This is a genomic window from Actinoallomurus spadix (assembly GCF_024055725.1).
Taxonomy (GTDB): Bacteria; Actinomycetota; Actinomycetes; order Streptosporangiales; family Streptosporangiaceae; genus Actinoallomurus; species Actinoallomurus spadix.
On the sequence record NZ_JAMXMX010000012.1, the window covers coordinates 181622 to 205788 of the forward strand.

A 24167-nucleotide genomic window follows, 5' to 3' on the forward strand; every position below is an offset into this window, starting at 1 on the left:
ACGCGCCTCCACGCACGCCCGTACGGGGTGACGTGGGGCGCGGAGCCCTACTGCGGCGAGCCGCTGGGGCCGGGTGCCGTGGGCATGGGCCCGGGCGCTCCGGCCTTCACCCAGCCCTGCGCGAGGAAACCGAACGCGTCGGGGAGGACGCTGCGCACGTAGTCCCAGTCGTGGCCGCCGGCGCGTTCCTCCAGGACGGCCGGCACGCCGGCGTCGTCGAGCAGCCTCTTGAACCGCTGCGGCTCGCCCTTGATGACGTCGTTGTCCTCGCTCTTCGCGGCCGACAGGAAGATGCGCACGCGGCGCGCGGCCGCGATCTCGCGGTCCGGCCGGTTGGCGTCGATGACGGCGTCCCGGTCGCCGAACATGTGCGACGGGTCGTCGACGTGGAAGTACCCGGAGATGGACGTCACCGCGCCGAAGACGTCGGGGTGGCGCAGCGCGAGGTTCATCGAGCCGTAACCGCCCATGGAGAAGCCGCCGATCGCCCGGTGTGCGGCGTCACGCCGGTGCCGGCCCTCGACGGCGGGGATCACCTCGTCGAGCAGCCGGTCCTCGACGAGGTCGGACCCGTCGGCGGCGTTCGCCCACTCGGTGTCGTCGTGGTGGCTGCCGTTCCCGTCCGGCACCGCCAGGACGAACGGCGTGCCCCCCTTGGCGACGTACGCCGCGACCTGCCTGGCGAGCCCCTCGTCGTCGATGAGGGTCTTCGGGTCGCTCGGCACGCCGTGCAGGAAGTACAGCACCGGCAGTCTCCGCGTCTCCGGCACGTCGGGACGCCAGACGTACACCCCGTACGCCTTGTGGTCGACCGGGTCGGTCACCTGAAGCCGGGCGAGCCCCGGGCGCGCGGGCGACGGGGTGTCGGCGTCCTGCGGTCTGCGGGCGGCCGCCGAGCCGTGGTGCAGCCCGAAGTTGACCGTCACGTACGCGATCCCGAGCGCCCCGACGAGGGTCCCAGCCCACACGGAAAGGCCCACCAGCGGTGAGCGGCGTTTCTTCTTCCTGCGGTGTTTCGACACGGTGCGGGCTCAGGTTCGGGGGAGGGGACAAGCGTGACCAGACTTCCACATCGCTGGCGGACCAGCAGTTATTCCACGCCACATGGGCGACTCTTTACCCTCCGCCCGGCATATGGAACCCGAGCGGTATTCGGATGATGTCCGGTCGAACCGAACCTGCCTGATCGCGGTCCCAGGGACGCCGGTTAGGCTGCTGGGTATGCGATCGTGGCCCGCCCCCAAGGTCCCCAGCCTGGCCGAACACGGCCTTCCCGCCCCCGACGACGTCCGGCTCGGCGTCTACGACTCGTCCACCGGCGCCGTACGCCCCACCGATCCCGGGCCGACCGCGCGGATCTACGTCTGCGGCATCACCCCCTACGACGCGACCCACCTGGGGCACGCCGCGACCTACCTGGCGTTCGACCTGGCGAACCGCGTCTGGCGCGACACCGGGCACGACGTGCACTACGTGCAGAACGCCACCGACGTCGACGACCCGCTGCTCGAGCGAGCCGACCAGACCGGCGAGGACTGGCGGGAGCTGGCCGAGCGGGAGATCTCGCTGTTCCGCGACGACATGACCGCCCTGCGCGTGCTCCCTCCCCGCGACTACGCCGGCGCGGTCGAGTCCATCCCGCTGATCATCGAGTTCATCGAGCTGCTCCGGGCCAAGGGTGCCACCTACGAGCTGGACGGCGACCTGTACTTCCCCATCTCCGCCGACCCGGCGTTCGGCGCGGTGAGCCGCCTGTCGGCCGAGGAGATGCTCCCGCTGTTCGCCGAGCGCGGCGGAGACCCCGGGCGCAAGGGCAAGAAGGACCCCCTCGACGCGCTGCTGTGGCAGGCCGAGCGCCCCGGCGAGCCGTCCTGGGACTCCCCGTTCGGCAGGGGACGGCCCGGCTGGCACGTCGAGTGCGCGGCGATCTCCGTGCGCACCCTCGGCATGTCCTTCGACATCGAGGGCGGCGGCTCGGACCTGGTCTTCCCCCACCACGAGATGGGCGCCTCGCACGCCCAGATCGCCACCGGCGAGCGCCCGCACGCCCGGGCGTACGTCCACGCCGGCATGGTCGGCCTCGACGGCGAGAAGATGTCCAAGTCGCGCGGCAACCTCGTCTTCGTGTCCCGGCTGCGGAAGGCGGGCACGGACCCGATGGCGATCCGGCTGGCGCTGCTGGACCACCACTACCGCTCCGACTGGGAGTGGACCGACGACGACCTGACCCGGGCCGAGGCCCGCCTGGCCCGCTGGCGTGAGGCGGTCCTGCTGCCGGCGGCGCCCCCGGCGGCCGACCTCGTCGGCCGCGTCCGGCGGCACCTGGCCGAGGACCTCGACGCCCCGGCGGCGCTCGCGGCCGTCGACCGGTGGGCCGACCAGGCCCTGAGCGTCACGGACGAGGACCGTGAGGCCGACGGCGCCGCACCCGGCCTGGTCCGCGCCGCCGTCGACGCGCTGCTCGGCGTCGAACTGTAGGAGACACGCATGAGGGGAGGCCCGCGGCCTCCCCTCACACGGTGTGCCTGTCGAACGTCAGGCGTTTCCTCGCCCGCGGGTCATTCGGCGTCGCCGCGACGGCGGAGGTAGCGCTCGAACTCCCGGGCGATCGCGTCGCCGCTCGCCTCCGGAAGCTCCGTCGCGTCCTTCTGCTCCTCCAGCGCGCGGACGTACTCCGCGACCTCGGAGTCCTGCTCGGCCAGTTCGTTGACGCCGTGCTCCCAGGCGCGCGCCTGCTCCGGCAGCTCACCGAGGGACACCGAGATGTCGAGGACGTCCTCGACCCAGCGCAGCAGCGCCAGCGTCGCCTTCGGCGACGGCGGCTGCGACACGTAGTGCGGCACCGCGGCCCACAGGGAGACCGTCTCCAGGTCCGCCTTCGCGCAGGCGTCCTGCAGCACGCCGAGGATGCCGGTGGGGCCCTCGTAACGCGCCGGCTCCAGCTGCAGCCGCGTGGTCAGGGCGGCGTCGGAGGAGGCCGCGGTGACCGGCACGGGCCGGGTGTGCGGGGCGTCGGCCAGCAGCGCCCCGAGCAGCACGACGGTACGGGCGTTCAGCTCGAGCATGATGCCGACCAGGTCACGGCAGAACGCCCGCCAGCGCATGTTCGGCTCGATGCCGTGGATCAGGACGACGTCACGCTCGGAGCCCGGCATCTTGGCCACCGACAGGCGCGTCGTCGGCCAGCTGATGCGCCGCGTCTCCCCGTCGACCATCTCCACGGTCGGACGTGTGACCTGGAAGTCGTAGTAGTCGTCCGGGTCGAGTGCGGCCAGCGGAGTGGCGCCCCAGATCTCCTCCAGGTGCCGTACGACACCGCTCGCCGCTTCACCGGCGTCGTTCCACCCCTCGAAGGCGGCGATCACCACCGGGTCGACGAGCTCGGGCACGTCGTCGAGCTCGACCACGCGCTGCCTCCCAACCGACGTCCGATAAACGACATCTCCAGCCTATGTCCTGTACGCCCCGCCGCGTTCCCCGGAGATCATCTTGTGGTCGCGCCCGCCGGTCATCGCCCGCCGGTCATCGCCCGCCGGTCATCGCCCGCCGGTCATCGCCCGCCGGTCACCGGCCGTCGGTCGTGCGGACGATCAGTACGTCGCAGGGGGCGCGGTGCGACAGGTTCGCCGGCACCGAGCCGAGCAGACGGCCCGCGAGGCTGTTCAGCCCCCGGTTGCCGACGACGACGAGGTCGGCGCGCCGGTTCTCGGCGAGTTCGACCAGGGAGTCGACGGCGTCGCCCTCGACGGCGACCTCGTCGATGTCGCGGGCCCCGGCGGCGACGGCCCGCTCCCGCGCGGCGCGCAGCGCGTCGTCGGCGGGGGTCGAGCCCTCGACCTTGTAGGCGAGGTCGCCGAGCCGGTCGGCGGCGTGCTGGCGCTCGCGCGCCGACATCGGGTGGAAGGCGCAGGCGAGGACGAGCGTGCCGCCGGCGTCGGCCGCGATCCGCGCCGCGGCCTCGACCGCCCGGAACGAGGACGGGGAGCCGTCGGTGCCGACGAGGACGGTGTTATAGGAGCCCACGGGTCCTCCTTGGGGAGACCGGGCCGGAGCGGGGCCCGGCAACGGACGATCAGGCATACGGTGCCGTTCAGGACAACGCGCATCGACCGTAACGGTTACGGAACGCATGCGGACCGAGATGTCGATCACTTTCCGGGCCCCCGTCGTCCGCCGTTCGCGGTCCGCCCGTCGCCGGCCGTCGCCAGGCGCCCTGGCCTTCCGCCGCGGCCGGGTCCTTCCCCCGGCGGCCGGGTCCTTCCGCCGCGCGCCGCGCGCGAGCGGGATTCCGGCGGCCGCCGATAGGCTTGGGGCTCATGGACGCGACGCCAGAGACCCTTCGCCAGGCACTCCGTGACCGTGTCGTCGTGGCCGATGGAGGCATGGGAACGATGCTCCAGGCGGCCGGCCCCACCCTCGAGGACTTCGAGGGCCACGAGGGCTGCAATGAGGTCCTCAACGTCACCCGCCCCGACATCGTGCGCCGGGTGCACGCGGAGTACTTCGCCGCCGGCGTCGACTGCGTCGAGACCAACACCTTCGGCGCGAACCTCGGCAACCTCGGCGAGTACGGCATCACCGAGCGCATCGAGGAGCTGTCGGAGGCGGGCGCGCGGATCGCGTGTGAGGTCGCGGCGGAGCTGTCGACGCCCGACCGGCCGCGCTGGGTCCTGGGCTCGATGGGGCCGGGCACCAAGCTGCCGACGCTGGGCCACGTGTCGTTCGCCGAGCTGCGCGACGCGTACGAGCGCAACGCCGCCGGCCTGATCGCGGGCGGCGCGCACGCGCTCATCATCGAGACCTGCCAGGACCTGCTGCAGGCCAAGGCCGCCATCGTCGGCGCGAAACGTGCGATCGCCAAGGCCGGCACCGGCACGGTCCTCATCGGGCAGGTCACGATCGAGCAGAACGGCGCGATGCTGCTCGGCTCGGAGATCGGCGCCGCCCTGACGGCCCTGGAGCCGCTCGGCCTCGACGTCATCGGCCTCAACTGCGCGACCGGCCCGGCCGAGATGAGCGAGCACCTGCGCTACCTCGCCCGGCACGCGACGACCGCGCTGTCCTGCATGCCGAACGCCGGACTGCCGGAGCTGACCGCCGACGGCGCCCGCTACCCGCTCACGCCGGACGAGCTCGCCGACGCGCACGACACGTTCACCCGGGAGTTCGGGCTGTCCCTGGTCGGCGGCTGCTGCGGTACGACGCCGGAGCACCTGCGCCGGGTCGTCGAGCGCGTCCGCGGCAGGGAGGTCGCCGCGCGCCGGCCGCGGCCGGAGGCGGGCGCCGCCTCGCTCTACCAGCACGTGCCGTTCCGGCAGGACACGTCCTACCTCGCGATCGGCGAGCGCACCAACGCGAACGGCTCCAAAGCGTTCCGCGAGGCGATGCTGGAGGGCCGCTGGGACGACTGCGTCAAGATCGCCCGGGACCAGGCCCGGGACGGCGCCCACATGCTCGACCTGTGCGTCGACTACGTCGGCCGCGACGGCGTCGCCGACATGAAGGAGCTGGCCTTCCGGTTCGCCACCGCCTCCACCCTGCCGATCGTGCTGGACTCCACCGAGCCGCCGGTCATCCAGGCGGGGCTGGAGATGTTCGGCGGCCGCGCCGTGATCAACTCGGTGAACTACGAGGACGGCGACGGCCCGCAGTCCCGTACGGCGCGGCTCATGCCGGTCGTCAAGGAGCACGGCGCGGCGGTCATCGCGCTGACCATCGACGAGGAGGGTCAGGCCCGCACGGCCGAGTGGAAGGTCCGGGTCGCCACGCGGCTCATCGAGGACCTCACCACGAAGTGGGGGATGCGCGTCGAGGACATCATCATCGACTGCCTCACCTTCACGATCGGCACCGGGCAGGAGGAGTCCCCGCGCGACGCCGTCGAGACGATCGACGCGATCCGCGAGATCAAGCGGCGCTTCCCCCAGGTGCAGACCACCCTCGGCCTGTCCAACGTCTCGTTCGGGCTGAACCCCGCCGCCCGGATCGTGCTCAACTCCGTCTTCCTCAACGAGTGCGTCAACGCGGGCCTGGACTCGGCCATCGTCCACGCCTCCAAGATCCTGCCGATGGCGCGGATCCCCGACGAGCAGCGCCAGGTCGCGCTCGACCTCGTGTACGACCGGCGCCGGGACGGCTACGATCCGCTGCAGCGATTCCTGGAGCTGTTCGAGGGCGTCGACGCCGCCGCGATGCGCGCCGACCGTGCCGCCGAACTGGCCGCCCTGCCGCTGTGGGAGCGCCTGAAGCGCCGCATCATCGACGGGGAGCCCGACGGGCTGACCGCCGACCTGGACGAGGCACTGACGCGGCGCCCGGCCCTGGAGATCGTCAACGAGGTGCTGCTCGACGGCATGAAGACGGTCGGCGAGCTGTTCGGGTCCGGCGAGATGCAGCTGCCGTTCGTGCTGCAGTCCGCCGAGGTGATGAAGACCGCGGTGGCCTACCTCGAGCCGCACATGGAGAAGAGCGACGAGGGCGGCAAGGGCCGCATCGTGCTGGCGACCGTCAAGGGCGACGTCCACGACATCGGCAAGAACCTCGTCGACATCATCCTGTCCAACAACGGCTACGAGGTGATCAACCTCGGTATCAAGCAGCCGATGTCGGCGATCCTCGACGCGGCCAGGGAGCACCGGGCCGACGTGATCGGCATGTCCGGGCTCCTGGTCAAGTCCACCGTGATCATGAGGGAGAACCTCGAGGAGCTCAACTCGCGCGGGCTGGCCGGCCGCTGGCCCGTGCTGCTCGGCGGCGCCGCCCTGACCCGCGCGTACGTCGAGCAGGACCTCGCCGGGCTGTTCGACGGGGAGGTCCGCTACGCCCGCGACGCCTTCGAGGGGCTGCGCCTGATGGACGCCTTCATGGCCGTCAAGCGCGGCGAGGCCGGCGCCGCGCTGCCGCCGCTGCGCCCGCGCCGGGTCACCGGGGGAGCGAAGCTCCAGGTGACCGAGCCCGAGGACATGCCGGAGCGCTCGGACGTCGCCACCGACAACAAGATCCCCGACCCGCCGTTCTGGGGCGACCGGGTGGTCAAGGGCATTCCGATGGCCGAGTACGCCGCGTTCCTCGACGAGCGGGCCACCTTCATGGGCCAGTGGGGCCTGCGGGCCGCCCGCGGCGGCGACGGACCCTCCTACGAGGAGCTCGTCGAGACCGAGGGACGGCCGCGGCTGCGGATGTGGCTGGACCGCATCCAGACCGAGGGCCTCGTCGAGGCCGGGATCGTGTACGGCTACTTCCCGTGCGTCAGCGAGGGCGACGACGTCGTCCTGCTCCACGAGGACGGCTCCGAGCGCACCCGGTTCACCTTCCCCCGGCAGCGCCGCGACCGGCACCTGTGCCTGGCCGACTTCTTCCGGCCCCGGGCGTCCGGTGAGACCGACGTGATCGGCTTCCAGCTCGTGACCGTCGGCTCGAGGATCAGCGAGGCCACGCAGGAGCTGTTCGAGAAGAACTCCTACCGCGACTACCTGGAGCTGCACGGCCTGTCGGTGCAGCTCGCGGAGGCGCTCGCCGAGTACTGGCACACCCGCGTCCGCGCGGAGCTGGGTTTCGGCGGCGAGGACCCCGAGGACCTCGACGCGTTCTTCAAGCTCGGCTACCGGGGCGCGCGGTTCTCCCTCGGCTACGGCGCCTGCCCGGACCTGGAGGACCGCGCCAAGATCGTCGAGCTGCTGCGGCCGGAGCGGATCGGCGTGACCCTGTCGGAGGAGTTCCAGCTCGTCCCCGAGCAGTCCACCGACGCGATCGTGGTGCACCACCCGGAGGCGAAGTACTTCAACACCTGAGCCCGCCCGGGCGCCCGAACGGGCTCCGCCGGCCGGCGCTCAGGCTGCGCTCAGACTGCGCTCAGGCGGCGCGCTGGGCGCCGGGTCCCGGGCTCCCGGGTTCCGGTGGTCTCATGCCGAGGATTCGACGGGCAGGTCCTCCAGACGGCCGCCCGTGGCCACCACGCGCCGCCCGGCGCCGATCAGGTACAGCGCCGGCGTCCAGGAGTTCTGGAAGGCGCTCGTCACGGCGCCGTCGAACTCCTCGGTGACGACGCGGGCCGCCGGAGAAAGGAGGGCGACCAGCTCCGGGTCCTCGCCGGTGACGACCGCGAGGACCTCCCGCCGGGGGAGACCCGCCGCGTGGGCGGCGAAGCGCGGGGCCAGGTCGTGGCACGGCGTGCACCCCGCGGAGAAGAATCCGACCAGGCCGACGAGGTCCTCGTGGGAGACCGGCTCGCCGTCGGTGGTCCTGGTGGTGAAGTCGCCGATCCGGGAGCCGGGCCCCAGGGCCGTGGGCGGCGCGGCGTTCCCCGGCCGGCCGGCGCCCTGTTCCCGCAGCCTGCGGATCAGGCCCACGGTGAGGAGGAGGTTCAGCACGCAGAGCAGGCCGATGAGGACGACGGCGGCGGCAAGGTAGGGCATCAGGGGTTCCTCGCGAACAGGTCGACGATGTCTTCGAACGAGACGATCAGCACCGCTCCCACCAGCCCGGCCGCGGCGGCCACCGCGATCCCGCCCGCGGGCGGCAGGCCGCCGGGGGAGACGGCGCCGAGCATCGCGCACCCGAGCAGCGCTCCGTTGCGGACGAGATGGCGCGGGCCGAGCGGAACGCGGGACGGGCCGAAGCAGCGGCAGGTGGCGCGGCGTCCCCGCCGGATCGCGGCCGCGATGGCGACGGTGAAGGCGGCCAGCAGCACGGCGGCGATCCCGAAGCCGTACGGAGCGGTGGCCGGCGTGATCAGCAGCGGCGGAACCGACGCCTCGAGCACGGTGACGGCGATCGCCAGGAGACGGGCGCGGTCCGGCCGGGCCGGCACGAGGTCGGGAACGGACCTGGCGAAGCCGTCGAAATCGCGCAGCTTCGCGACGGCGGACACGACGAAGACGAGCCCCACCAGACAGGCGCATCCGAGCCGGACGGATTCCATGCTCACTCCCTGGAACGGCGCGCGGGCGGCAGTGATCATGATCATCGGTTGGCCCGGATTACGGCACAATGCCCGGACCGCAAGTTCCGGGATTTGATCGGCAGACGCAGGCCCGGAGGTTTCGGGCAGGCCGAATGAAGCGGATAAGTAGCCCTGAAAGCCTGAGCCGGCGTGCGCCGGGAGCGATCCGCCGGCCTTCCCCGCCGGCCTTTTCCACCGGCGGGCCGGAGCCCGTGCTGGAGCACCGCCGGCCGCCGTTCGCGGCCGTCCCGGGCGTGACATAGGCTTCGTTGCCCCATTTCGCGCGGGGGACGAAGGGATGGCACGGGTGCTGCAGGCGGTCCTGTTCGATATGGACGGGTTGCTGCTCGACTCCGAGCGGCTCTGGCTGGAGGCCGAGGCCGAGGTGATGGCCTGGCTCGGCGGTTCGTGGGGACCGGAGCATCAGGAGTTCCTGGTGGGCGGCTCGCTCGACCGCACGGTCGCCTACATGCTCGACCTGACCGGCGTGCCCGCCGCGCCCGAGGAGGTCGGCCGCAGGCTGATGGGCGCGATGGCCGAACGGCTGCGGGCCGGCGTGCCGATGATGCCGGGCGCCCGTGACCTGCTCGACGAGGTCCGCGCCGCCGGCCTGCCGTCCGCTCTGGTCTCCTCCACCCACCGCGTGCTGATGGAGCACGCCCTCGACGGGATCGGGCGCGACAGCTTCACCGTGACCGTCGCCGGGGACGAGGTGCGCCGGACCAAGCCGCACCCGGAGCCGTACCTCGCGGCGACCAGCCTGCTCGACGTCGACCCGCGCCGCTGTGTCGCCCTGGAGGACTCCCTCAACGGCGCGACCAGCGGCGCCGCCGCGGGCTGCCACGTCGTCGCGGTGCCCAGCGTCGTGCCGATCGACGCGGCCCCGCGCCGTACGGTCGTCGCCTCCCTGCGCGAGGTCGACCTGGACCGCCTCCGCGCCCTGATCTGAGCCCGGGGGCCACCCGCGCCCTGGTGCGACCTCAGGGACGCCCTCCGTTCGCGAGCCCGAGGGCGGCCCTGTCCCTGAGCGCGCGAGGGCGGCCCGCCCGCGCCCCGGTCTCGGGGCCGCCCTCGAGATCATGCCGGGGGAGTACCCGGAACGGTCCCGGAGGAGGAGCGCCCGACGCGTCATGACGTGTCAGGATGGAGACGTCATGAGATGGCCGGACTCCGGCCGGCCCGGTGGCGCCGTCCGCCGCGGACGGCGGGTGGACCGGCCGGGCCGCGGGTGGAGTGTGCGATGAGCGATGTCCTTCTGTTCACGATCAGCCTGGCGGCGACCGTGCTCGGCCTGCTGGGCAGCTGGGCGGCCTTCCGCAGGCGCGGCGCCGCCTCGGGCATGCGGGGCGCCGCCTGGTCCCTGGTGCCGATGGGCGCCTATCTGACCGGCCTCACCGAGTTCCTGGCGGATCTGGCGTTCAGCCCGGTCAAGTGGGCCGGCGTCGCCGTGCTGGGCCTCGGGGCGCTTCTCTACGTCGCCTCCGGGGTGATGCTGCGGAAGGGCTCGGCCGTGGAGGGCGGCCCCCGCCGGAAGGCCGAGCCGAAGAGCGCGCCGAAGGGCGCGGCGGCCCGGGGTGAGATCGAGCGCGGCAAGCCGGCCGGCGGCGCGGCCGCCGACCCGGATCTGGCGGAGATCGAGCAGATCCTGAAGAACCGCGGGATCAGCTGACCTGCGAAGACTTCGGTGGTGGGTGACGCTCCGCGTTCGCCGGATCGCGCTCACGTGAGATCACGTCTGGCCTTGATGACGACGAGATCACAATCGAGACACGGGTACTAGCGTCAGCCTGCTCACGGGCGTGAGAGTCATCTCCGGGGAGGTAGGTTCCCTCTCCGATGGACCGCAACGATGGGTGTCCGCAGGTTGGCCCCTGGTCGGTCCTCAGATGAACAACGCGGCCGAACGTGGGAGGTACCTGTCGTGACCGCACCGATCGAGGTCACCGGGTCAGAGCTCGAGGCCAGGCCCGATGCCGTCCTCGGCGGCGCGCGGAAGATCGAGGGGCGTTCCCTCGGCCAGATCGCGCTCATGCGCCTGCGGCGCGACAAGCTCGCGATGACCGGCGGCATCGTGGTCGTCGTGCTCATCCTGGTGGCGATCTTCGCTCCGTTCCTGAGCGACTGGTTCGGGCATCCGCCGAGCGAGTTCCACCAGGACATGATCGACCCGAACCTGCAGCGCCCGCTGCACGGCCCGTGGCACTCGGGGATCAGCGGGAAGTTCCTGCTCGGCGTCGAGCCGACCAACGGCCGGGACATCTTCAGCCGCATCGTCTACGGCGCCCGGATCTCGCTGCTGATCGCCTTCCTCGCGACGCTGATGTCCGTGGTGATCGGCACCATCCTCGGGATGATCGCCGGCTACTTCGGCGGCTGGGTCGACACCCTGATCGCCCGGGCGATGGACGTCTTCCTGGCCTTCCCGCTGCTGCTGTTCGCGATCGCGCTCGGCGGCGTCGTGCAGGGCAAGGCGTTCGGGCTGTCCGGCAACGGCCTGCGCATCGCCCTGCTGGTCTTCATCATCGGCTTCTTCAACTGGGCCTACATCGGCCGGATCATCCGGGGCCAGACCCTGTCGCTGCGCGAGCGGGAGTTCGTGGACGCCGCGCGGGCGATGGGGGCGCGCGCCCCGTACATCCTGTTCCGTGAGCTGCTGCCCAACCTCATCGCGCCGATCCTGGTGTACTCCACCCTGCTGATCCCGACGAACATCCTGTTCGAGGCGGCGCTGTCCTACCTCGGCGTCGGCGTCAGCGAGCCGACCCCGACCTGGGGCGGCATGCTCTCCCAGGCGGTCCCGATCTACTCGGTCGACCCCTGGTTCATGGTGGTGCCCGGTCTGGCGATCTTCGTGACCGTGCTCGCCTTCAACCTGTTCGGCGACGGCCTCCGCGACGCGCTCGACCCGCGGGCCCGCTGACCACACGCCTTCTCCAAGAAACCCCCACAAGGAGGAACGTAGCCAAATGAGGAGATCCATCCCTCTCGTCGCGACAGGGCTCGCGGCGTCCCTCGCCCTGGCCGCCTGCGGCGGCGGGAGCGGCGGTTCGGGCGGCAGCGGCGGCGACGGCACGTTCAACGCCGCGCTGACCAAGCCCGTGAACCCGTCGACCAAGACCGGTGGCACCCTCCGCCTGGCGAACTCGGGCGACTGGGACAACGTCGACCCGGCGGACACGTACTACGCCTACTCGTGGGACTTCGCCCGTCTCTACGGCCGTACGCTGATGATGTTCAAGTCCGTGCCCGGGAAGTCCGGCACGGAACTGACCCCCGACCTCGCGCAGGGCCCGGGCCAGCACAGCGCGGACCTGAAGACCTGGACGTACAAGCTCAAGCCGGGCATCAAGTACGAGGACGGCACCCCGGTCCGGGCGCAGGACATCAAGTACGACGTCGAGCGGTCGCTGGACAAGAAGGTCTTCCCGAACGGGCCGACCTACTTCAACGACTACCTCGACCTGCAGGGCTACACCTCGCCCTACAACGACAAGACCCCCGGCAAGCTCGGCCTCAAGGCCATCGACACGCCGGACGACCAGACGATCGTCTTCCACCTGAAGAAGGCGTTCGCGGCGTTCGACTACTTCGCGATGCTGCCCGCCACCATGCCGGTGCCGCCGGCCAAGGACACGGGCGCGAACTACAAGCAGCACGTCGTCGCCACCGGTCCGTACAAGTTCGAGAACTACACGCCGGGCAAGTCGATGGCGCTGGTCCGCAACACGAACTGGGACCCGAGCACCGACCCGAACCGCAAGCAGCTGCCCGACCGGATCGAGGTACAGCTCGGCATCAACGCCGACGACCTCGACAACCGCCTCATCAACGGGTCGCTGGACAGCGACGTCGTCGGCACCGGCGTACAGGCGGCCGCCGCCGCGAAGATCCAGTCGCAGGCGCGGCTCAAGAAGAACGCCGACGCGGCGCCGACGGCCCGCCTCTGGTACACCGCCATCTCCGGCGACGTCGCGCCGTTCGACAACATCCACTGCCGCCGCGCGGTGGAGTACGCGGCCGACAAGACCGCCATGCAGACCGCGTTCGGCGGCCCGCTGTCCGGCGGCGACGTCGCCACGCACCTGATGATGCCGCTGATCCCCGGCAGCAAGGACATCAACCCGTACCCCTCCGGCCCGGGCAACCACGGCGACATCGCCAAGGCCAAGCAGGAGCTGGCGGCCTGCGGCAAGCCCAACGGCTTCAAGACGGTGCTCACGGCCCGCACCGAGCGGGTCAAGGAGGTCAACGGCGCGCTGGCCCTGCAGCAGAGCCTCGCGAAGGTCGGCATCCAGGCGGAGATCAAGAAGTTCCCGCAGGGCGACTACTTCAAGCTGTACGCCGGTAAGCCGGAGTACGTGAAGAAGAACGGCCTCGGCCTGATCATGATGGCGTGGGGCGCGGACTGGCCGGAGGGCTTCGGCTACCTGTCCCAGATCGTCGACAGCCGCGTCATCCGCGACGCCGGCAACACGAACCTCGGCGTCAAGGACCCCGCGGTCGACAAGCTGGTCGACCAGGCCGCCGTCACCGCGGACGCCACCGCCCGCAACGACCTGTGGGCGCAGATCGACGCCAAGGTCATGGACGACGCGTACATCATGCCGTTCCTCAACGTGAAGGGCCTGCTGTACCGCCCGCCGGGCGTGAAGAACGTCTTCGTGAACCAGGGCCTCAACGGCCTGTACGACTACGCCCAGATGGGCGTGAAGTAACCTCCGCTCCCTAGAAGGCAGGTGAAGGCCGTCGGTGGCCGGGCACTGTGGTCACATTCCTCATCCGGCGTCTGATCGCCGCGATCGCGCTGCTCATCATCGTCAGCATGGTGACCTTCGCGATCTTCTTCCTCGTCCCGAGGCTGACCGGGGCCACCACCGCGGACCTCGCCTCGCGGTACGTCGGCAAGAGCGCCGGACCGCAGGCGATCCACGAGGTCGAGGTGCGCCTCGGGCTGAACAGGCCGGTGGCGATCCAGTACTGGAACTTCGTCAAGGGCATCATCATCGGCGCCCACTACGACTTCGGACCGTCGAAGGTCTACTGCGGGCCACCGTGCTTCGGCTACTCCTTCATCAACCAGACGCCGGTCTGGCCCGACCTGCTCGACCGGGCCCCGGTCACCCTCTCCCTCGCGGCCGGTGCCGCGATCATCTGGGTGATCTTCGGCGTCACGGCCGGCGTGATCTCCGCGCTCAAGCGGGGCACGGCGATCGACCGCGTCTCGATGGGCATCGCGCTGGCCGGCGTCTCCCTGCCCATCTTCTTCACCGGTCTGCTGTCGCTGGCCATCTTCCGCGACAACCTGAACTGGTTCCCCAACGCCGGGACCTACGTCGGGCTGACCCAGAACCCGCTCCAGTGGGCGTCGGCCCTGGCCCTGCCGTGGGTGACGCTCGCGTTTCTCCAGGCGGCCCTGTACGCCCGGCTGACGCGGGCGGGCATGCTGGAGACGATGGGTGAGGACTACATCCGGACGGCGCGCGCCAAGGGACTGCCCGAACGCACCGTCATCGTCCGGCACGCCCTGCGGTCCACGCTCACCCCGGTCCTCACGATCTTCGGCCTGGACCTGGGCATCCTGCTCGGCGGCGCGGTGCTCACCGAGAGCACCTTCTCCCTGCCGGGGCTGGGTAAGTTCGCCATCGACTCGATCAACAACAACGACCTGCCGCGGGTGCTCGGCGTGGTGATGGTGGGCGCGTTCTTCATCGTGCTGTGCAACCTCGTCGTGGACATCCTGTACGCCGTGGTCGACCCGAGGGTGAGGCTGTCGTGACCCAGGACCAGACCGAGGGATCCGCCCCCGCCGGGCCGAAGTCCTTCCTGGACGTCCGGGACCTGCGCATCCACTTCCCGACCGACGACGGGCTGGTCAAGTCCGTCGACGGCCTGTCGTTCCAGCTCGAACGCGGCCGCACCCTCGGCATCGTGGGGGAGTCCGGCTCGGGCAAGAGCGTGACCAGCCTCGGCCTGCTCGGCCTGCACAACCGCCGCAACGCCCGCGTGTCCGGTGAGATCTGGCTGGACGGCCAGGAGGTCGTCGGCGCGTCCCCGGAGCAGGTGCGCCGCCTGCGCGGCCGGAAGATGGCGATGATCTTTCAGGACCCGCTGTCGTCGATGCACCCGCTGTACACGGTCGGCGCGCAGATCATCGAGGCGTACCGGATCCACAACGACGTCAGCAAGCAGGTCGCGCGCAAGCATGCGATCGACATGCTGGGCAGGGTCGGCATCCCGCAGCCGGACAAGAGGGTCGACGACTACCCGCACCAGTTCTCCGGCGGCATGCGGCAGCGCGCCATGATCGCCATGGCGCTGTCCTGCGACCCCGAGCTGCTCATCGCCGATGAGCCGACCACCGCGCTCGACGTGACGGTGCAGGCGCAGATCCTCGACCTGATCCGCGACCTGCAGGAGGAGTTCAACTCCGCCGTCATCATGATCACCCATGACCTGGGCGTGGTCGCCGAGCTGTCCGACGACATCCTCGTGATGTACGGCGGCCGGTGCGTGGAGTACGGCTCGGCCGACGACATCTTCCACCGGCCCGAGCACCCCTACACCTGGGGGCTGCTCGGCTCGATGCCGCGACTCGACCGCGACCGGTCCGAGCGCCTCATCCCCATCAAGGGCTCGCCGCCCAGCCTCATCAACGTCCCGGTCGGCTGCGCGTTCAGTCCCCGTTGCGCCTACTCCGAGCTCAACCAGGGCCGCAGCGAGACCGAGCGGCCGGAGCTGCGGGAGGTCGCGCCCGGCCACCGTGTGGCCTGCCACCTCGGCCGGGAGGACCGGCACCGCATCTGGACCGAAGAGATCCGGCCGAAACTGTGATCGAGGAGATCGTGGGGGACGGGCACGCCGCGCCGGCACGTACCGTCGACGGATGGCACCGGCCGGACGGCCGGATCGAACTGGAGAGACTGTGACTACACCCGACAGCGAGGTCGTGGCGGACCAGCGGCCGGCCGGTGACGGCGACGCGCTGCTGGAGGTCCGCGGGCTCCGCAAGCACTTCCCGGTCAACCGAGGCGCGATCATCAAGCGTCAGGTGGGCGCGGTCAAGGCGGTCGACGGCGTCGACTTTTCGGTGCGCGCGGGCGAGACGCTCGGCCTCGTCGGCGAGTCCGGCTGCGGCAAGACCACCACCGGCCGGATGATCACTCGCCTGCTGGAGCCGTCGGACGGGCAGATCATCTTCGAGGGCCGGGACATCACGCACGTGTCGCAGGGCGACATGCGGCCCCTCCGGCGCGACCTCCAGATGATCTTCCAGGATCCGTACTCCTCGCTGAATCCCCGCAAGACCGTCGGGTCGATCATCGGGGCGCCGTTCCGGCTCCAGGGCATCGCGACCGAGAACGGCGTCAAGCGGGCCGTGCAGGACCTCCTCGAGGTCGTCGGGCTGAACCCCGAGCACTACAACCGCTACCCGCACGAGTTCTCCGGCGGCCAGCGCCAGCGCATCGGCATCGCCCGCACCCTCGCGCTGCGGCCGAAGCTCATCGTCGCGGATGAGCCGGTCTCCGCGCTGGACGTGTCGATCCAGGCGCAGGTCGTCAACCTGCTGGAGGACCTGCAGGAGGAGTTCAACCTCACCTACGTCGTGATCGCCCATGACCTGTCGGTGGTGCGGCACATCTCCGACCGCGTCGGCGTCATGTACCTCGGCAAGCTGGTCGAGCTGGCCGACAGCGCGGCCCTGTACGACAGCCCGATGCACCCTTACACCGTCGCGCTGATGTCGGCGGTGCCGATCCCCGACCCGGCCAAGCGCAAGGGCCGGGACCGCGTCCGGCTGCAGGGCGACGTGCCCAGCCCGCTGAACCCGCCGGCTGCCTGCCGCTTCCACACCCGCTGCTGGAAGGCCCAGGAGATCTGCGGCAAGGTCGAGCCGCCGCTGGTCGAGGTCCTTCCCGGGCACCGCGTCGCCTGCCACTTCCCGGAGAACGCCCCGGAGGGCGCGGGCGAGAAGGTCACGCAGGCCGCCGAGCAGGCCGATCCGGCCTGACACCCCGCCGTACGCTCCGTTCACCCTCCGCGGGCGGGCCGCGGAGGGTGGTGAAGCTCTCATGGCGCCGATTGGTACAAAGATGCACTCACTGCAATAATTTACCTGTGAGTGGTAGATTCGCGGCCTGCCTCGCCCTCCTCCTGCTCGGTACCGTCGCCTGCGGCGGACCGGCCACGGTGCGTTCCGACACGGCGTTCGACCAGGCGTCGTCCCGTGTCGTGTACCCGTCCACCGCGCGCGGAGGCACGCTGCGCCTGGCCGTGACCGACGCCCCGGTCTCCCTGGACCCCGGTGACGCCGGGCTCGCCTACGAGGCGGACCTCGCCCGCCTGTACGCCCGCTCCCTCGTCACCTACGCGCCGGGCCCCGGACCGGCCGGGCTACGGCTCGTGCCCGACCTGGCGGAGAGCCTCGGCCGGCCCGGCGACGGCGGCCGGACCTGGACGTACCGGCTGCGCCCCGGGATCACGTACGAGGACGGCACCCCCGTACGGGCCCGTGACGTCAAGTACGCGGTCGCGCGCAGCTCCTACACCGCCGAGCTCAACGACGGACCCCGCGACCTGCGCGAGGCCCTCCGCGGCGCCTACTGGGGCCCGTACCTCGACCACGACCTCGACCACTTCACCGGCGTGACCACGCCCGACGACCGCACGGTCGTCTTCCACCTCAAGAGACCCGACTACGACTTCGACCAGCTCGCGGCGAGCCCGCAGACCGCTCCCGTGCCGCAGGCGAAGGACACCCGGCTCGACTACGAGAAGCACCCGCTGTCGACCGGGCCGTACCGCTTCGCGCGGCACGACGTCGGCACCGGCCTCACGCTCGTGCGCAACCCGCGCTGGCACGACGACCCGAACCGTACGGCGCTGCCCGACCGCATCGAGGTCACCGAGCGGGTCGCCGCCGCCGACCTCGACGCCAGGCTGGGCACCGGCTCCCTGGACGCCGACCTGGCCGGCGCGGGCGTCCTGCCCACCACCCGGACGACGATCCTCGGGGCGCCCACCGCGAAGGCCCGGGCCGACAACCCCCTGACCGGCCTGGTGCACTACGCCGCGCTGTCGACCCGCGTCCGCCCCTTCGACAATGCGCACTGCCGGCGGGCCGTCCAGTACGCCGTCGACCGCACGGCGGTCCAGCGCGCCTACGGCGGGCCCACCGCGGGCGCCCCGGCGACCAACGTGCTGCCGCCCACCGTCACCGGATACCAGGCCGCCGACCCGTACCCCCACGACCTCGCGCGGGCACGGCGGGAACTGGCGGCGTGCGGCCGTCCCAACGGCTTCGCCACCGGCCTCGCCGTGCGCGCGGACCGGCCGGGCGACGTCGCCGCCGCGCAGACCCTCCGCCAGGCGCTCGGGCAGATCGGCATCGACGCGCGGGTCACCACCCTCTCGGCGTTCCAGTGGGGCAGCACGGCGGGGTCGCCCGCGTACGTCCACCGGCACGGCCTGGGCGTCCTGCTCGACTCGTGGGCCGCGAGCCGGCCCACCGGGCACGCCTTCCTGCGCCCCCTCACCGGCACCGTCGCGAAGGTCAACAACCTGAACCTGATGGAGCTACGCGACCCGCGCGTGACCCGGGCCCTCACCCTGGGCGCCCGCACGCCCGACGCCGCACGCCGCGCGCAGCGGTGGGCCGACGCCGACCGCGCCGTCATGCAGACGGCCGCCTACGTGCCCCTCCTCGCCGAGAAGACCGTACTGTACCGCCCGGCGGCGCTCGCGAACGTCTACGTCCACCCGGCGTACGGGATGTACGACTACGCGGCGCTCGGCCTGCGGACGGGGACCCGGACGTCGCCGTCCCCCTGACCGGCCGCGCGGCGGCGATCAGGAGGACGGCCGGGGGAACGGCCAGGAGATCCACTCCGCCTGGGGGCGGCGGCTACTCGACGGCGATGGCCCTCAGGACGTCTATGCGGGAGGCCCGCCACGCCGGCCAGAGGGCCGCCAGGACACCGATGACCGCGGACAGCACCAGGTAGCCGGCCAGGGTGGTCACCGGCACGCTCAGGACGTTCAGGCCCTGACCGCGCAGCGCCCGCTGGAAGGCGATCCCGGCGACGACGCCGAGGGCGATGCCGAGGACGGCGCCGAACGCCGCGATCAGCACCGACTCCAGGCGGATCATCCGCCGCGTCTGCCGCCGGCTCGTACCGATCGCCCGGAGCAGCCCGATCTCCCGGGTCCGCTCGATCACCGACAGCGCGAGCGTGTTGATGATCCCCAGCGCGGCGATGACGATCGACAGGGCCAGCAGCGCGGTCAGCAGCAGCACGAACTGGTCGACGCCCTGCTGGACGCTCCTCTTCACGTCCGACTGATCCTGCACCTTCAGGCCGGGGTAGGCGCTCAGTGCCCGCTCCACGCCCTGCTTCGTGGCCGTGCCGGCCTTGGCCACGTTGACCATCAGGGCGGCACCCGTCGGGTGGTCGGTGTGCGCGAGGTAGGCCGGTAGCGCCAGCACCCGGGACCCGACCAGCGGGTTCCTGGCGTAGATCCCGGCGACCCGCACCGACGCGGACCCGCCGTCCGGGAAGCGGACGCCGACCGCCGAACCCACCCTCAGCCCTTCCGAGGCCGCGGTCGGCCGGTCCACCAGGAGACCGTCCGCGCCCAGCTCCGCCGACCCGGACACCAGCGACAGCCGGGCCGCCCGCCTCAGGTCGGCGGGGCGCTCGGTCGCCACGAACGACCTCGTCTTCCCCCCGGCCACGAACCGGCCGGCGTACAGCGCCGTCACCTGCTCGACCCCGGCCGCGGCCTGCACCGCCTTCGCCGGCTCGGCCGGGCTGAACACCCGTCCCGCCGCGGTGACCATGTAGTCGGCGGCGAAACTCCGGTCGACCTGCCGGGTGATCGACGCCTTCGCCGACGCGCTCATCACGTTGATCCCGGTGACGAGGGCCAGCCCGATCATCAGCGCGGAGGCGGTGGCCGCCGTACGGCGCGGGTTGCGCAGGGCGTTCTGGGTCGCCAGGCGGCCCGGCGTGCGGAACACCCGCGGGTACGCCGCGCCGAGCGCTCTCACGACCGGGCGGGCGAGCACCGGCGCGAGCATCGCCACGCCCAGGAACACCAGGGCGACACCTACGCCGAGCAGCGCCGCGCCCGAGCCGCCGAGACCCAGGCCGCACAGGACCGCGCCCGCGGCCGTCACCAGCGACCCGGCCGTCATCCGGATCCGCAGCGAACGCTGCGGCATCGCGACGTCGTCGCGCATCGCGGCGACCGGCGGAATCCTCGCCGCCCGGCGCGCCGGAAGATAGGCCGCGACCACCGTGACCACCATGCCGACGGCGTACGACCAGAGGACGGGCCGGTAGGTGAAGGCCAGGCCGCCGCCCAGGTCGGCGCCGAGCGCGTTGAACAACGCCCGCAGCAGCACGGCCAGGCCCACACCCGCCCCCAGCCCCGCGGTCGAGCCGACCAGCCCGACACCGATCGCCTCGCCGAGCACGGCACGCGTGACCTGCCGGCGCGAGGAGCCGACCGCACGCAACAGGGCCAGCTCACGGGACCGCTGGGCGACCAGCATCGAGAAGGTGTTGAAGATGATGAACGCACCGACGAAGACCGAGATGACCGCGAAGATCAGCAGCGCCGTCCGGATGAACGACATGATCGTCGCCACCTGGCTCTTGTTCTCCTCACGGAGCTTCGCACCGGTGATCGCCTCATAGTCCGGTGACGGGAGCACCCGCCGGATCCGGTCGCGCAGCACCGTCTCCGAGACGCCCGGCCGCGCCGCCACCGTGATGTCACTGAACCGGCCGGGCCGCAGCAGCAGCCGCTGCGCGGTGCCCTGATCGAAGGCCGTGAGGGTCGCGCCCATCAGGCTTCCGGAGTCCACGATCCCGACGACCGTCACCAGCTGGGTCGGCCCCTGGATGACGACACGGGCCCGGTCACCGACCCCCAGACCGGCCTTCCCCGCCGTCTGCCGGTCGATGGCGACCTCACCGGGGCCGCTCGGGCCCCGCCCGGCCTTGATCGGGAAGTTCCGGTCGGCGGGGTCCCAGTCGACACCCAGCTGCGGCGGCCCCGAACCCCCGACGACCTTGCCGTCCCTCCCGACGATCGCGGCGAAGCCGCTCACCTCGCCGTGCGCCCGCGCCACCCCCGGCACCCGGCCGACCACCGCGACCAGGGACGCTGGCAGCGTCGGCGCCGCCGCGCCCTCCTCGGACTCGACGACCTTCTTCGGGCGGACCTGCACCGCGACGCCCTTGCCGGTCCGGGAGAACAACCGGTCGAACTGCCGGCCCATCGTGTCGGTGAACACCAGCGTGCCGGCGACGAACGCCACTCCGAGCACCACCGCGAACGCCGTCAGCGCCAGGCGGATCTTGTGCGCGACCAGGTTGCGCACCGTGACCTTGAGCATCACCGGTAGCCGACCCCCGGCAGCTCGAACCCCTTCATCCGCTCCAGCACCTTCTCCGCCGTCGGATCCGCCATCTGGTCCACCAGCCGCCCGTCGGCCAGGAAGAGCACCAGATCCGCGTACGCCGCCGCCACCGGATCGTGTGTCACCATCACGACCGTCTGCCCCATCTCCCGCACCGCGTTGCGCAGGAACGCCAGGACCTCCGCCCCGGACCGCGAGTCCAGGTTGCCGGTCGGCTCATCCGCGAAGATGATCTCGGGGCGGCTCACCAGCGCGCGGGCGCACGCCACCCGCTGCTGCTGGCCGCCGGACAGCTCGCTCGGCCGGTGCGACAGCCGCTCGCGCAGCCCGATCGAGTCGACGACGGTGTCCAGCCACGCCTGATCCGGCCTCCGGCCGGCGATGTCCAGCGGCAGCGTGATGTTCTCCAGCGCCGTCAGCGTCGGCACCAGGTTGAACGCCTGGAAGATGAAACCGATCCGGTCCCGCCGCAGCCGGGTGAGCCGCTTGTCGTCCAGCCGGGTCAGGTCCACGTCACCGACGAACACCCGCCCGGAGTCCACCGAGTCCAGGCCCGCCATGCAGTGCATGAGCGTCGACTTGCCCGAGCCCGACGGCCCCATGATCGCGGTGAACCGCCCGGCGGGCAGCTCCACCGAGACCTCGTTCAGCGCGACGACCTTCGCGTCCCCCCGGCCGTACTCCTTGACGATCCGATCGGCGCGCGCGGCCGGCGCGGCACCCACCGGGGCGGGCGGGTCGCCGGTCACGGGGGAGGAGATATCGGTCACGGAAGGAACTCCCTGCTCACCTGCGGTGCTCTGTCTCGCATGAGACTAAGAGCCGCCGTGAGCGGTTTCGTCGGCCCAGCGGACGGGACGCCGGTTCCACCCGCAGACGGAGCCTCCGAGCCACCTCCTCCTCGGGGATGAACCCCGCCCTGCTCCCGCCCCGCCCTAACCCTGACCCGGCTGAGTGAGACCCGTCTCGTAGGCGAAGACGACGGCCTGCACGCGGTCACGGAGCCCCAGCTTCGCCAGGAGATTGCCCACGTGCGTCTTCACGGTCGTCTCGCTCACGACGAGCTCCCTCGCGATCTCGGCGTTCGACAGGCCCCGCGCGACATGCCGCAGCACCTCCAGCTCCCGCTCGGTGAGCATCCGCAGCCCACGCGGCGGCGCGGTCTCCCGCACGGCCGGCAGCCGCGTCGCGAACTTGTCCAGCAACCGCCGCGTCACGCTCGGCGCCACGATCGCGTCACCCGCCGCCACGATCCGGATCGCCGCCACCAGATCCTCCGGCGGCGCGTCCTTCAACAGGAACCCGCTGGCCCCCGCCCGCACCGCCTCGACGACGTACTCGTCCAAGTCGAAGGTCGTCAGGATCAGCACCCGCGGATCGTGGGTCGCCGCGCCCTCCCGTACGATCCGCCGCGTCGCCTCGATCCCGTCGACACCCGGCATCCGGATGTCCATCAGGACCACCTCCGGCAGGAGCGTCCGCGTGAGCTCGACGGCCTGGGCGCCGTCACCGGCCTCACCCACCACCGCGATGTCCGGCTCACCCTCCAGGATGAGCCGGAAGCCGGTGCGCAGCAGCGGCTGATCGTCGACGAGGAGCACCCTGATCGTCACCTAGACCTCCAACGGGAAACGGGCGCGGACTTCGAACCCACCACCGGAACGCGGCCCGATCCGCAGATCGCCACCATAGAGGGCGACACGCTCACGCATGCCCACCAGCCCATGACCACGGCTGCCGTTCTGGCCGAGCCCGGCCGCCAGCCCCCGGCCGTCGTCCTCGACCTCCACCATGAGCTGCCGGTCCGTGTAGTGGATCCGCACCCAGGCCCGTGCCTGCGGACCCGCGTGCTTCAGCGTATTGGTCAGCGCCTCCTGAATCAGGCGGAACGCCGCCAGATCCACGCCCGGCGACAGCGACCGGCTATCGCCCTCGATCCACAACTGCACCTGCAACCCCGTCTCCCGCAGATGATCGACCAGCTCGCCCACGTCGTTCACCCCCGGCTGCGGCGACAGCTCACCCCGCACCGGCTCCGCCTCCGTCCGCAGCACCCCCACGAGCCGCCGCATCTCACCCAGCGCCGTACGCCCCATCTGCTCGATGGTGGACAGGGCGTCCCGCACGGCATCCGGGTCCCGCTCCAGGATCCGCCGCGCCGCACCCGCCTGAACGGTCATCACGCTGACGTGATGGGCGACGACGTCGTGCAGCTCCCGCGCGATCCGCGAACGCTCCTCCGTACGCGCCGCCCGCGCGTCGGCCTCACGCGCCCGCTCCAGCCGCCGGGCCCGGGCCTCCAGCTCGTTGAGGTACGCCCGCCGCAGCCGCAGGCTCCGCCCCAGCCACCACACGCCCACGAACAGGATCGTGTTGCTGACCGCCGGCCAGAAGTCCGCGCCCGCCACGAACAACAACGCGATGAACAGCATCAGCGTCAACGCGCCGACGGGAAGACTGGTCGCCAGCCCCCGATGCGCGGCGACGGTGTACGTCGCGATCAGCATGGCCACGGCGGGCGCCGACACGTCATACCCCATCACCGTCAGCGTCCCGCAGACCGCTGTGACGAACGCCAGCACCCCGACCGGCAGCCGCCGCCGGACCGTGAGCGACATCAAGGCCGCGCCGCCGAGCACCACGCTGAAGACGTCCGGCCCGTTCGGGGCGCCGTCGTCTCCCTGGAGCAGGGCGGCGGCCAGGAAGGCCGCCGCCAGGAACACGGACATGAGCGCATCCGCCGTGATCGGATGCGCCTCCAGCCACGCGCGGCGACCACGAATCAGCTCGGACACACCC

19 protein-coding genes are annotated in these 24167 nt (G+C 71.7%); 10 read left to right on the plus strand and 9 right to left on the minus strand.

Going from position 1 to position 24167, the window contains the following annotated elements; translation table 11 throughout:
- Window positions 1-47 precede the first annotated feature (47 nt).
- On the minus strand, window positions 48-968 hold the full coding sequence (locus tag NE235_RS20040) for an alpha/beta hydrolase (protein ID WP_252805133.1): 921 nt from the start codon (window positions 966-968) through the stop codon (window positions 48-50).
- Between the two features lie 247 nt (window positions 969-1215).
- Here NE235_RS20040 and mshC point away from each other — a divergent pair, with 247 nt between their 5' ends.
- Window positions 1216-2478: a cysteine--1-D-myo-inosityl 2-amino-2-deoxy-alpha-D-glucopyranoside ligase gene (mshC, locus tag NE235_RS20045; RefSeq protein WP_252805281.1), complete on the plus strand. Its 1263-nt coding sequence runs from the start codon at window positions 1216-1218 to the stop codon at window positions 2476-2478.
- An 80-nt stretch (window positions 2479-2558) separates the two neighbouring features.
- On the opposite strand, the gene NE235_RS20050 is transcribed toward mshC, so the two are convergent.
- Window positions 2559-3407, minus strand: coding sequence for a PAC2 family protein (locus tag NE235_RS20050; RefSeq protein ID WP_252805135.1), 849 nt, complete (start codon window positions 3405-3407; stop codon window positions 2559-2561).
- Between the two features lie 157 nt (window positions 3408-3564).
- Window positions 3565-4023 carry a universal stress protein gene (locus tag NE235_RS20055; protein ID WP_252805137.1) on the minus strand — a complete coding sequence of 153 codons (459 nt, stop codon included), beginning with the start codon at window positions 4021-4023 and terminating at the stop codon, window positions 3565-3567.
- 293 nt (window positions 4024-4316) lie between these two features.
- On the opposite strand from NE235_RS20055, the gene metH reads away from it, so the two are divergent.
- Entirely contained in the window at window positions 4317-7790 is a 3474-nt protein-coding gene (metH, locus tag NE235_RS20060) for a methionine synthase (RefSeq protein ID WP_252805139.1), read from the plus strand.
- A gap of 111 nt (window positions 7791-7901) precedes the next feature.
- Here the strand turns inward: metH and NE235_RS20065 are convergent, their stop codons facing one another.
- Window positions 7902-8414: a peroxiredoxin family protein gene (locus tag NE235_RS20065; protein ID WP_252805141.1), complete on the minus strand. Its 513-nt coding sequence runs from the start codon at window positions 8412-8414 to the stop codon at window positions 7902-7904.
- Window positions 8414-8920: a MauE/DoxX family redox-associated membrane protein gene (locus NE235_RS20070; RefSeq protein ID WP_252805143.1), complete on the minus strand. Its 507-nt coding sequence runs from the start codon at window positions 8918-8920 to the stop codon at window positions 8414-8416. The genes NE235_RS20065 and NE235_RS20070 overlap by 1 nt, the downstream gene beginning before the upstream one ends.
- 319 nt (window positions 8921-9239) lie before the next feature.
- On the opposite strand from NE235_RS20070, the gene NE235_RS20075 reads away from it, so the two are divergent.
- From NE235_RS20075 to NE235_RS20110, 8 genes are all read left to right on the plus strand, one after another.
- Window positions 9240-9890 carry an HAD family hydrolase gene (locus NE235_RS20075; RefSeq protein ID WP_252805145.1) on the plus strand — a complete coding sequence of 217 codons (651 nt, stop codon included), beginning with the start codon at window positions 9240-9242 and terminating at the stop codon, window positions 9888-9890.
- 291 nt (window positions 9891-10181) lie between these two features.
- Window positions 10182-10610: a hypothetical protein gene (locus NE235_RS20080; RefSeq protein WP_252805147.1), complete on the plus strand. Its 429-nt coding sequence runs from the start codon at window positions 10182-10184 to the stop codon at window positions 10608-10610.
- Window positions 10611-10862: 252 nt separating this feature from the next.
- Window positions 10863-11861 carry an ABC transporter permease gene (locus NE235_RS20085; protein WP_252805149.1) on the plus strand — a complete coding sequence of 333 codons (999 nt, stop codon included), beginning with the start codon at window positions 10863-10865 and terminating at the stop codon, window positions 11859-11861.
- A gap of 46 nt (window positions 11862-11907) precedes the next feature.
- Window positions 11908-13656: an ABC transporter substrate-binding protein gene (locus NE235_RS20090; RefSeq protein ID WP_252805151.1), complete on the plus strand. Its 1749-nt coding sequence runs from the start codon at window positions 11908-11910 to the stop codon at window positions 13654-13656.
- A gap of 47 nt (window positions 13657-13703) precedes the next feature.
- The gene (locus NE235_RS20095; RefSeq protein ID WP_252805153.1) at window positions 13704-14717 is read left to right on the plus strand and encodes an ABC transporter permease; all 1014 of its coding nucleotides are present in this window, start codon (window positions 13704-13706) and stop codon (window positions 14715-14717) included.
- Entirely contained in the window at window positions 14714-15772 is a 1059-nt protein-coding gene (locus NE235_RS20100; RefSeq protein WP_252805155.1) for an ABC transporter ATP-binding protein, read from the plus strand. Before NE235_RS20095 ends, NE235_RS20100 begins: the two co-directional genes overlap by 4 nt.
- Before the next feature lie 91 nt (window positions 15773-15863).
- Window positions 15864-16949 (plus strand): ABC transporter ATP-binding protein, encoded by a 1086-nt coding sequence (locus NE235_RS20105; protein ID WP_252805157.1) that lies wholly within the window; start codon window positions 15864-15866, stop codon window positions 16947-16949.
- A 107-nt stretch (window positions 16950-17056) separates the two neighbouring features.
- Window positions 17057-18769, plus strand: coding sequence for an ABC transporter substrate-binding protein (locus tag NE235_RS20110; RefSeq protein ID WP_252805165.1), 1713 nt, complete (start codon window positions 17057-17059; stop codon window positions 18767-18769).
- Window positions 18770-18842: 73 nt separating this feature from the next.
- Here NE235_RS20110 and NE235_RS20115 read toward each other — a convergent pair whose 3' ends face one another.
- From NE235_RS20115 to NE235_RS20130, 4 genes are all read right to left on the minus strand, one after another.
- Complete coding sequence (locus tag NE235_RS20115) at window positions 18843-21344, minus strand: ABC transporter permease (RefSeq protein WP_252805167.1); 2502 nt, start codon at window positions 21342-21344, stop codon at window positions 18843-18845.
- On the minus strand, window positions 21344-22138 hold the full coding sequence (locus NE235_RS20120) for an ABC transporter ATP-binding protein (protein WP_252805169.1): 795 nt from the start codon (window positions 22136-22138) through the stop codon (window positions 21344-21346). The genes NE235_RS20115 and NE235_RS20120 overlap by 1 nt, the downstream gene beginning before the upstream one ends.
- 165 nt (window positions 22139-22303) lie before the next feature.
- Window positions 22304-22981, minus strand: a complete 678-nt coding sequence (locus NE235_RS20125; protein ID WP_252805171.1) for a response regulator — start codon at window positions 22979-22981, stop codon at window positions 22304-22306.
- Window positions 22982-24163, minus strand: coding sequence for a sensor histidine kinase (locus tag NE235_RS20130; RefSeq protein ID WP_252805173.1), 1182 nt, complete (start codon window positions 24161-24163; stop codon window positions 22982-22984). It abuts the gene before it with no gap.
- Between the last annotated feature and the right edge of the window lie 4 nt (window positions 24164-24167).

Bases quoted from the DNA above. Each gene is read 5' to 3' on its own strand.
- NE235_RS20070 (WP_252805143.1), bottom strand. From the start codon at position 8,920: ATGGAATCCGTCCGGCTCGGATGCGCCTGTCTGGTGGGGCTCGTCTTC.
- NE235_RS20090 (WP_252805151.1), top strand. From the start codon at position 11,908: ATGAGGAGATCCATCCCTCTCGTCGCGACAGGGCTCGCGGCGTCCCTC.
- metH (WP_252805139.1), top strand. From the start codon at position 4,317: ATGGACGCGACGCCAGAGACCCTTCGCCAGGCACTCCGTGACCGTGTC.
- NE235_RS20065 (WP_252805141.1), bottom strand. From the start codon at position 8,414: ATGCCCTACCTTGCCGCCGCCGTCGTCCTCATCGGCCTGCTCTGCGTG.
- NE235_RS20075 (WP_252805145.1), top strand. From the start codon at position 9,240: ATGGCACGGGTGCTGCAGGCGGTCCTGTTCGATATGGACGGGTTGCTG.
- NE235_RS20080 (WP_252805147.1), top strand. From the start codon at position 10,182: ATGAGCGATGTCCTTCTGTTCACGATCAGCCTGGCGGCGACCGTGCTC.
- NE235_RS20115 (WP_252805167.1), bottom strand. From the start codon at position 21,344: ATGCTCAAGGTCACGGTGCGCAACCTGGTCGCGCACAAGATCCGCCTG.